Consider the following 1,097-nt stretch of genomic DNA (forward strand, 5'->3'; position numbering starts at 1 on the left):
GTTCCGGGAGTGGTCGGCCCTTCACGACGTGGGCGAGGCGGGGTTCTCTCACGAGGCCAAGCGTGACCTCGTGTCGTTCCTCGCGGACCACGGCGACCTGTACGTCTCCAGCGAATCCGACTTGCCCGAGGAGTTCGCGTCGTACCAGCTTCCCGTCCCGCCCCATCTGGTCCACGACCTGCTCGCGTTCGCCGACCTCTACGTCGGCGATTCGGCGACGATGGCGACCGAGGCGGCCGTCCTCGGCACGCCGTCCGTGCGCGCCCAATCGTTCGCCGGGCGGGACGACATGACGAACTTCCTCGAACTCGCGGAGTACGGGTTGCTTTATTCGACCGCGGACGACCGGCAGGCGGTCGAGAAGGCGAAATCGCTCGTCCGAACGGCGAACCACGACACGTTCCGTCGCCGCCGCGAACGCTTGCTCGCGGACAAAATCGACGTCGCCGGGTTCGCCACCGACCTCCTCATTCGGGCCGGTACCAATCAGGCGGTCTATAACAAAGGGTGAATCCGGCGACGCTGGTGACGACTAAATGGCACGTACGTTCGCACACCGACCGGAAAAGGCGGCGCTCGTTCTCGGGTTCTGCGCGCTCGCCGTCGGCGTTTTCATCGCACACGATTCGCCAGCGCGAGCCTACGAACTCTCGATCTATCGGGCGACGCCGCTCCTCTTCTGGGTCGGCTCGGGTATCGCACTCTTCCTCGGGGTCGGAGTCGCGGTGTCCACGCCCGACTGGTACCGCTCGCTCGGACTCGTCCTCGGCGGGACGACTGTCCTCTCCGTCGCGTCGCTTCCGCTCATCAGGGGCTATCACTTCTACGGGCCGGGGGACTCGCTGACGCACCTCGGCTGGACGAAGGACATCCTTTCGGGCGCGATGCCCACCTACGACCTGCTCTACCCCGGGACGCACACAATAGCCATCGTCGTTCACGAAGCGACGGGGGTTCCGCTCGCGCGAGCCATGCTCGTGATGGTCTCCGCGTTCGTCCTCGTCTACCTGCTGTTCGTTCCCTTGGGCGTGAGCGTCGTGGTGGACGACGACCGGTCGGTCACCTACGCGGCGCTCGCCGGGTTCCTGTTGCTCCCG

The 1,097-nt window shown here is 66.0% G+C and carries 2 pseudogenes; both read left to right on the top strand.

The window, feature by feature from the left end:
• Positions 1-511 (top strand): annotated as a pseudogene (locus BG842_RS04295) (hypothetical protein); the annotation flags it as partial.
• 25 nt (positions 512-536) lie between these two features.
• Positions 537-1,097, top strand: a pseudogene (locus BG842_RS04300) (hypothetical protein); the annotation flags it as partial.

It is taken from the genome of Haladaptatus sp. W1 (assembly GCF_001723155.1).
In the GTDB taxonomy this organism is placed as follows: domain Archaea; phylum Halobacteriota; class Halobacteria; order Halobacteriales; family Haladaptataceae; genus Haladaptatus; species Haladaptatus paucihalophilus.